General features: G+C 53.3%; 8 protein-coding genes. 6 read left to right on the forward strand and 2 right to left on the reverse strand.

Going from position 1 to position 7,969, the window contains the following annotated elements; translation table 11 throughout:
• Window positions 1-469 precede the first annotated feature (469 nt).
• Together PN477_RS18470 and PN477_RS18475 are read left to right on the forward strand one after the other, a co-directional pair.
• Window positions 470-1,192 carry an OB-fold-containig protein gene (locus tag PN477_RS18470; RefSeq protein ID WP_272120581.1) on the forward strand — a complete coding sequence of 241 codons (723 nt, stop codon included), beginning with the start codon at window positions 470-472 and terminating at the stop codon, window positions 1,190-1,192.
• Window positions 1,193-1,198: 6 nt separating this feature from the next.
• A complete protein-coding gene (locus PN477_RS18475) occupies window positions 1,199-3,100 on the forward strand; it encodes a flotillin family protein (RefSeq protein WP_272120583.1) in 1,902 nt (633 codons plus the stop codon).
• A gap of 119 nt (window positions 3,101-3,219) precedes the next feature.
• Here PN477_RS18475 and PN477_RS18480 read toward each other — a convergent pair whose 3' ends face one another.
• Entirely contained in the window at window positions 3,220-3,594 is a 375-nt protein-coding gene (locus PN477_RS18480; RefSeq protein ID WP_272120586.1) for a group I truncated hemoglobin, read from the reverse strand.
• 372 nt (window positions 3,595-3,966) lie between these two features.
• On the opposite strand from PN477_RS18480, the gene PN477_RS18485 reads away from it, so the two are divergent.
• On the forward strand, window positions 3,967-4,962 hold the full coding sequence (locus PN477_RS18485) for a nucleoside hydrolase (RefSeq protein ID WP_272147539.1): 996 nt from the start codon (window positions 3,967-3,969) through the stop codon (window positions 4,960-4,962).
• Between the two features lie 119 nt (window positions 4,963-5,081).
• On the opposite strand, the gene PN477_RS18490 is transcribed toward PN477_RS18485, so the two are convergent.
• Window positions 5,082-5,579, reverse strand: a complete 498-nt coding sequence (locus PN477_RS18490; protein WP_272120591.1) for a hypothetical protein — start codon at window positions 5,577-5,579, stop codon at window positions 5,082-5,084.
• Between the two features lie 419 nt (window positions 5,580-5,998).
• Here PN477_RS18490 and PN477_RS18495 point away from each other — a divergent pair, with 419 nt between their 5' ends.
• From PN477_RS18495 to PN477_RS18505, 3 genes are read left to right on the forward strand one after another with little or no spacing between them, the layout of a single operon-like run.
• Entirely contained in the window at window positions 5,999-6,400 is a 402-nt protein-coding gene (locus PN477_RS18495; protein ID WP_272120593.1) for a RidA family protein, read from the forward strand.
• Between the two features lie 50 nt (window positions 6,401-6,450).
• Window positions 6,451-6,909, forward strand: a complete 459-nt coding sequence (locus PN477_RS18500; RefSeq protein WP_272120597.1) for a YbjN domain-containing protein — start codon at window positions 6,451-6,453, stop codon at window positions 6,907-6,909.
• A 3-nt stretch (window positions 6,910-6,912) separates the two neighbouring features.
• Window positions 6,913-7,686: a biotin/lipoate A/B protein ligase family protein gene (locus PN477_RS18505; protein ID WP_272120600.1), complete on the forward strand. Its 774-nt coding sequence runs from the start codon at window positions 6,913-6,915 to the stop codon at window positions 7,684-7,686.
• Window positions 7,687-7,969: the final 283 nt, after the last annotated feature.

Consider the following 7,969-nt stretch of genomic DNA (forward strand, 5'->3'; position numbering starts at 1 on the left):
CCAGTAGGGTGCTGTTAGCGAAGCGTAACGCACCGTCACTGTCACGACCCACCTTAAACAGTGGGTTACGGCGGATTGCTAGGTTGTAGTGATGGCAGGAGTTTAAGCCGCCTAACCCACCCTACAGTAAAGCCTATTTTTAGCTGTGCCATTGCACTACGATAAATCATTTTTTAGCTGTGTAATGGCAGTAGGGTGCTGTTAGCGAAGCGTAACGCACCATCACTGTCACGACACACATTAAACAGTGGGTTACGGCGGATTGCTAGGTTGTAGTGATGGCAGGAGTTTAAGCCGCCTAACCCACCCTACAATAAAGTATCATTTTGGCTGTGTCACGCCAGTAGGGTGCTGTTAGCGAAGCGTAACGCACCGTCACCCAGCCTGATGCTAACGATGCCACGCTCCCCCGACTAAATATTAAAAATCGTAGGGATTCCTTGGGATTCAAAACACCGCTGTTTAAGCTATGGAAAGTAGCGCACACCACCCGATGCTTTATAGTTTGGCAAACCTCCCCTATTGGATTCTGCTTGGTTTGGGCCTTGTGCTCTTCATTTTTGTCATGGCGGCAGGCGGGGGCGATGATGACCTCGATTTTAGTCATGATGATTGGCTCAATCTCGATACCGATGCGGTAGACAATGCCACGGGGTTTATTCCGATTCTGGCTTGGTTGGGCATTGGCCGCACGCCCTTAATTTTGTTGCTGGCCACGGATTTAAGCCTCTGGGGATTGTTGGGCTGGGTGGCTAATGTGTTGCTGGGGTTGGGGTTGGGCGTGATGCCAAGCCGGGCCCTCGGCTGGGGCGGTGTGGTCTTTGGGGGATCGTTGATCGCGGCGTTGTATCTCGGCAGCGTCATTTCACGGCCGATCGCTCAACTCCTTGCCCCCTTTGGCCAAGATGCCAGTAGCGATCGCCTCATTGGCTGTGAAGGCATCGTCACCAGTGCCAGCCTTCCCAAACTCACCGAGGGCAAAGTCGGGCAGGTGGATGTCACCGATGCCGATCACAACCTCGTCACCGTCAGCGCTGCCCGGCCCCATTGGGCCACCGTCACCCCGCGCCATGGTCAAACTGTGCTGATTATTGAACAAAGTCAACACGGCTACATTGCGATCGCCAAAGACAGCAATGACGCTGACCGCTGGTTAAGCCAAAGTAATCCTATCCAAGACACTCGGAGCTAAAACCTGATGAAATTCTGGTTTCACTTTTTACAAACCCTGCCCACGTTGGCGGAGCTAGAACGCACGACGACAGAGGTTGAACCGTCGTTAACAGCGCGATCGCCCCATCTCCCCCGCCAAACCACCCCCGAAACCCAGTCCGCCATCCTCGCCCAAGCCCCCACCTCACCCCCCGTCACCGAAACCCTCGTCAATATGGGCGGAACCCTCTTAATCGGGGTGGCGGGCCTCGTCAGCATTATTATCTTTTTGCTCGCGGCTCTTTGGGCGTACAAACTGTTTTATGTCATCACCCCCAATAACGAAGCCTTTGTACGCACCGGGGGACTTTTTACTAAGAAAAAAAGTGTGATTTTAAATGGGGGCTGTATCGTTCTGCCGGGGTTTCATGAATTAACCCGCGTCCCCCTGCGGGAAATTTCCATTGATGTCGAGCGGACGGGCCCCTTGGCGGTGCGGACGCAGGACTATTTGCGGGCCAATATGCGGGTCACGTTTTATGTCTGCATTAATGCGGTGGAATTGGATGTGAGCACCTCAGCGGCGAGACTTTCAAAACAGGGAAAAATATCCGAAGTTGATATTAAGGATGCCCTGGAAAAACGCGCCGATGATGCGATTCGAGCCGCTGCCAAACGCAAGAGTTTAGCGGAAATTGACTCGGATAAGTTGGGGTTTGCCGATGAAGTGTTAAACCTGATTCAGCAGGATTTGCGCAAGGTGGGGCTAACGCTGAATAACATCGCCATCTCTGAAATTGAAGAGAATGACACCTACGATGAAAATAATTTCTTCGATGCCCAAGGGGTGAGGCTACGGACGGAAACGATCCAGCGTTCCATCCAGCAAAAACGCGAGGTAGAACTGACCACGCAGGTCACCATTGAAGAACAGGAATTGACGGCGCAGAAGCGATCGCTGGCGATCGCCCAAGAAGGGGAAGCCGCCAAACTCAACCAAGCTAAAGAAATCGAAGCCCTGCGCCTCACCCAAAACCAAGAAATCGAAGCCCTCAAAGCCCAAAAAGCCCGCGAAATTCAAGAAGCCCAAGACCAAGAAGCCGCCAAAATTCAACGCAACAAAATCGCTCAAGATCAGTCCGTGGAATCCTCCCGACTCCGGGCCCAAATTGAAGTTGCCGAAGCGGATCAAGAGTCGAAAATTGCCCAACAAGAATCGATGATTGCGGTGATTAATAAGGAACGGGAACGGCTCGCCACCGAAGCGGAAAAAGCCACGGCATTCGCCGCCGTCACCACCGCCCAAGCCGTAGAAGAAGCGGAGCGATCGCGCCGTCTGTCGATTATTCAAGCCGAACAATCCGCCCAAGAAAAACAAATTGCCGATCAAAACGTGGTGGAAATCGATGTGTTCCGCCGTCGTCGCCAGGCGGAAATTGCCCGCCAAGCCGCCGAACTTGAAGCCGAATCAATCCGCACCCTCGCCGAGGCCAACCGCTTCAAAGAATTGGCCGATGCCCAAGGGAAACGGGCCTTAATCGAAGCGGAAAACGCCCTGAGCAATGCCAACCGTACCGCCGCCTTGATTGAAACTCTCTTTCCCCTGATCGCGGATCAACTGCCCGAACTGGCGAAAGCTCTCGCCCCGCAGCCCGGTGTGCTTGGTAATCCCCAAATCTATGCATTTCCGGGCATGGGGGGGAATGGAGAAGCCGGGACGGGGTCGATCAATGAGGTGAATAAATTAATGCTGTCCACGAGTGGTTTGGCGTTGATTAATTCGCTTTTGGATGAAGGAAAGTTAACCACGTTAGTGCAGACGGTTAAAACCTTGTTGGCTCAGGAGACAACGGATTCTCCGCCTCCGGGGAATCGTGATCTAGGGGGTGGTGATGCTGCAACGCCTCCCACTGTTGCAGCACCGGATACAATCAACCCAACGTCGTAATCTCTGAGGGCGATCGCTCTTGCCAAGGACGCAAAAAACCGAGTTTCTCAATCATGGAAACTCGGTTTTTTGAGGATGAATGCGCGTGCTAATGGTGCGATCGCCCTCTGTATTCAGCCCTATGCATTCAGCACATCGCTACGATGTTGGGGCGCACCGGCAACAGCCACGACTTGATCAATCAGATCTTGACCGACTCCCATTTCCTGTAAGGTCAACACGAGATCTTCAGCGATCGCATCAAAATGCTCACCTTTTAAACCCTGTTCTTCCACCAGTTTTTTATGGGCAGCCCGCATCGTGCGACCGTCATATTGAGGCGCACCCCCAAAGGCATAGGTCAAAAAGGCGGCTTGATGGCCCTTTTGTTTTTTCATATCCACATCTGCGAAAAAATGCTTGACGCGATCGTCATTTAAGACTCGCTCGTAAAACTGATCAACGGCAGCATTCACCGCATCGGCTCCACCCAATTTTTCAAATAATGTTGCCATTTGTTTCTCCAATTTTAGGCTAGATTTTCATGATCTCTGTGCTTCAAACTAGCGTAGTTTGGGCTGAATTTTCAACTTCCTAAGCTTATGCTTAGAATCTTGCCGATCCAACCATTTAAAAATAAGGATCTGCGTGGTTTTCAGGAATGATCCGTGTCCCATGGACTCAATGCGCCAATGATCGGGATTCTCGGCAAGTCGATCAGGAGGGGAAAATCTGGGCAGCGATCGCAAAATCTCGCGGATGTGTTGACACCAACGCGAACAGAAAACTAGCCCCAGGGTCGGGGTGCGAGGCTTTGATCGGATGGTTGACGCTGAGATCTTTTAAGATCAGGGGATCATTACGAAAGGTGCTCGACTTTTTGTCCTATGACTGACCGCGACATGGCACGTAAATTAATTTTGGATACCGATCCCGGTGGAGATGATATTTTTTCCATCCTCTGGTTGTTGAGTTTTCTCAAGCAGAACATGGTTAACCTGTTGGCGATTACCACCGCAGCGGGGAATGTTCAGGCCCGCAATACCTTTAATTCGGCCTGTCAGGTGCTGCGCCTCAGTGATGTGGACGATATTGTGGTGGGGCGCGGGATGCAGTTGCCGGAGCAGTTGGTGGCGGATGCGAGTCACATTCACGGGTCGGACGGGATGGGGAATCTTTCCCAAACGTTGCCCCCCGGACGGCGACGGTTTGCAGATGCGCCGCTGTCGGAAAAGTTGCTGATTGACCTGTTGAACCGCTATCCGGGGGAGGTGACGGTGGTGGCGATCGCACCCCTAACGAATTTAGCGATCGCGGAAAATCAATGCCCCGGCATCCTCAAAAAAGCCAAAGAAATCGTGATCATGGGTGGTGCATTCAATACCCCCGGCAACATTACCCCGATGGCGGAGTTTAATATCGCCTTTAACCCCAAGGCTGCCCGGCAGGTCTTGATCAGTCGCGATGACCATGTGATCTTGCCCCTCAATGTGACCCGTAACCTCGTTTTCACCCCAGAGATGATTCAAGAGGTGATTTCCCCCGCACCGGATAGCAAACTCAGCCAGTTCATGGCAATGCTCGCCCAGTTTTTAACGAAAACAGCTTTGGAATATCGCGAAACGCGGGGGCAGCGCGGTTTTTTAGTGCATGATGCCGTGGCGATCGCTTACCTGTTCTATCCTGAACTACTCACCTTCCGCCGTGCTCAAGTCATGGTCGAAACCCAAGGCAAATTTACCACCGGCCAGACCTTGATTGATCATCGCCACAGTATTAAGCTCGGTTTCAATGCTTGGGTGGCGGTTGATATTGATGCGGAAAACTTCATGGCCTGCCTGATCCAAGACCTGCAAAGTTTTGTCGCACGAGTTAATCATTAACCGCCCATCGATCCAGATCAGGCGGCTTCAGTCCCTGCACCCAAGCAGATCATCAAAACCGAACCCTCTGGGCAGAAGGTTCGGTTTTTAGAGTCATCAAATCAGGGGATGAGGTGCGCCTAAGAAACGGGGGTTTCTTGTTCTTCGGGGCTTTCCGCGTCGGTGATTTCCACGGTGGTGGGTTCTGAGGGGGCTTTGGGTTCTTCCGGTTCAGTGAGAATTTGCCAAGCCGCATTCACGGCTCGATCAACGCGATCGCCGAACTTCTGCATATCATTCACCAGCAATTCCCAATTCTTCGCCGCCGTATTTTCTAAGCCCTCAATGGAATGATCCAGGTTTTCTCGCTGGTCGTCGAGTAATAAGCCTGTATTTTTGAGGGTATCTTGGGCTTGGCGCATCGCCGTTACATAGACATCGCGAGTCACATCCCCCGCCGCTTCGATCTGAGTTTGGGCCTGTTTTTTGATAGCGTCAATCAACGCCATGACGTGATGCTTAATTTCGTCGGACTCTTGCGGCATCTTGTCTTCAACGAGAGCCTTGGTCTCAGGACTAACATCAGATGCAGAAGATTCCATAGGTTGGGTGTCTTGGGAAAAATTCGCTTCAGACATAGATGGCTCCAGAACCGTTCGTTAATTTTTCTCATCCTAGCGACTTTGCCCCGGATCGACTTCTTTCTGGCGATAGAGGTAACCGTACCTCGATCCGATCGCGCTCCTCGTCTAAAAAGGCTACCCCGACGCTCCTGGCTCGGATTACGCCGTTAGTCCCTAGCGGCTGGGCTGGATCGCGGCATCCCCATCTTTCAGCCTGCGGGGCAATGCCGGAAATCCTTGCAATATCGTCGGCCCATGCTCAGGCAAGATGCGATCGCACCACAACCCAGGCGGATCGGGTCGCTGCCGTGTTAAGAAACCATGAGCATTGATCCGAGGGAGTGAATGCCGGAAGTGGCCTTGCGTCCCGCGTCCCTTGTGTTTCTGTCCCCATCCCCTTAGGCTGTGAAATTAAACCAGTTCACGAAATATCTATGTTTGAGCGCATTGTGATCCCCGATGGCCGCCTGCCCCTCTTTGGCCCCTTTCCCCATGCCATCCGGGCTGGGGACTTTCTTTTTGTCACCGGCCAACTCTCCGAAGACCCCGAAACCGGCGCGATGGAACTCGGCCCCATTGGCGACCAGGTGCGGCGTGTCATGGACAACCTAATCATTGTCCTTGATCAAGCCGGAGCTAGCTTAGATCAGGCCGTGATGGCACGGGTTTTTATCACCGATTTGCGGGATTTTGACACGGTGAATCAAGTGTATGCCTCCTACTTTAAAGAAGGTCAACTGCCCTGCCGGACAACGGTAGGAGTCGTGGGGTTAGCGGGCCATGGCAATGTGGAAATTGATTTGATTGTCTACTGTGGAGAGACCGCAAACCCATAGGCTAGGCTAGAGGGTACAGACTGCCAATGCACAGAGGAGATGGTTTGATAATGGAAAATGTAGAGACCTTCGTAGCAACCGATGAGAGCGATCAGGAGGAGGCCACCAGCCTCCACGACATGATTGAAACCGTCATTTCCAGCCTGGAACAAAACGAGAGCGCCATGGTGAACCACAGTGACAACGGGACGCTGTGGAAATTTCAATACGGCAGTGTTGAAGTGTTTGTCCAACTCACCGGAGACCAGACGGATGATCTCTTAACGGTATGGTCGCCCGTGCTCAAGCTACCGGCCAAGGACGAATTGGCTTTGATGAAAAAGTTGATGGTGATGAACTGGGCCGAAACCTTTGAAACCTGTTTCGGGATTTGCAACGATCAGGTGGTGGTGTTGTCGCAGCGGGCCGTGGTGGATTTGTCAGCGGAAGAAGTGTCACGGGCGATTACGTTGGTGGCAACGATCGCTGATGACAATGACGAACTGCTCCAATCGGAATACGGTCAGTAGGACGTGAATCAGCAGCCAACCATGGGGCGCATCGTGCCGTTGTGGGAAACGGCGGGGGCGTTCCAAATGGCGTTGGACTATGGCTTGGTGCGGGCGGTGGAGCGATCGCACCTGCCCTCCCCCTTGCTACGCTTCTATCGCTGGCAACCCGTGGCGATTTCCCTGGGCTACCATCAACACACCTGGCCCGATGCGTGGCGATCGCTCACCTGGCACGGCGCAGCGGTGGATCTCGTCCGTCGTCCCACCGGCGGCCGGGCAGTGCTCCATCAGGGCGACCTCTGCTACAGCCTGATTGTGAAGGGGCTAACGGGACAACGGCGACAGATTTACGCACAACTTTGTGAATTTCTGCGGGCGGGCTGGCGGCAGTTGGGCGTTGCGTTGGACTTCGGCGATGCGCAACGGGGCTATATTCATCATCCCAGTTGTTTCAGCACCGCCACTGCTGCGGATCTCATCACATCGACGGGCTACAAACTGATCGGCAGTGCCCAACTCCGCCACGGCCAGACGATCCTTCAGCAGGGGTCGATCCGCCTTGACCCTGATCCGGGGCTGTTTCATCAGGTGTTTGGGGAACAGATTCAACCGCCTGCCCTGGGGGTGACGGTGGAGGATGCGATCGCCGCCCTCCAGCACGCCGCCCAAACCCAATTCCAGCAAGCCTTACCCCTCATCCCCCTCAGCGATGCAGATTGGGACAGCCTCAGTCCCGACTATCAGCAGTTCCTAAATACCAAAGCCTCCCCCGCCCAAACCGCAGAGGAGGCATGATGCCAAGCCAATCAAAGACAAGGCGGCTGATGAAACGTAAGGAAATAATCCGGTCATTCCGGAATGCGAGCATCTTGCTCGCTAGAGGTGTAGAGCCTTTTTCGATGACCGGATTAAAGATAGCGATCCTCAATCAATCGGAGATCATCGAAAATTTGGGTAGAAACCCCGTCCTTCTAGGACGGCTTGATGTTAGTATAATCCTTGGTCAACGACCCACCCGAGACGATGGATCAGACAGCCTACACGAGCGAAGTCCAGTTGTACTGGCGGCGCAGCAAAA

Origin of the sequence: Spirulina subsalsa CS-330 (assembly GCF_028330765.1) — a bacterium.
Taxonomy (GTDB): domain Bacteria; phylum Cyanobacteriota; class Cyanobacteriia; order Cyanobacteriales; family Spirulinaceae; genus Spirulina; species Spirulina subsalsa_A.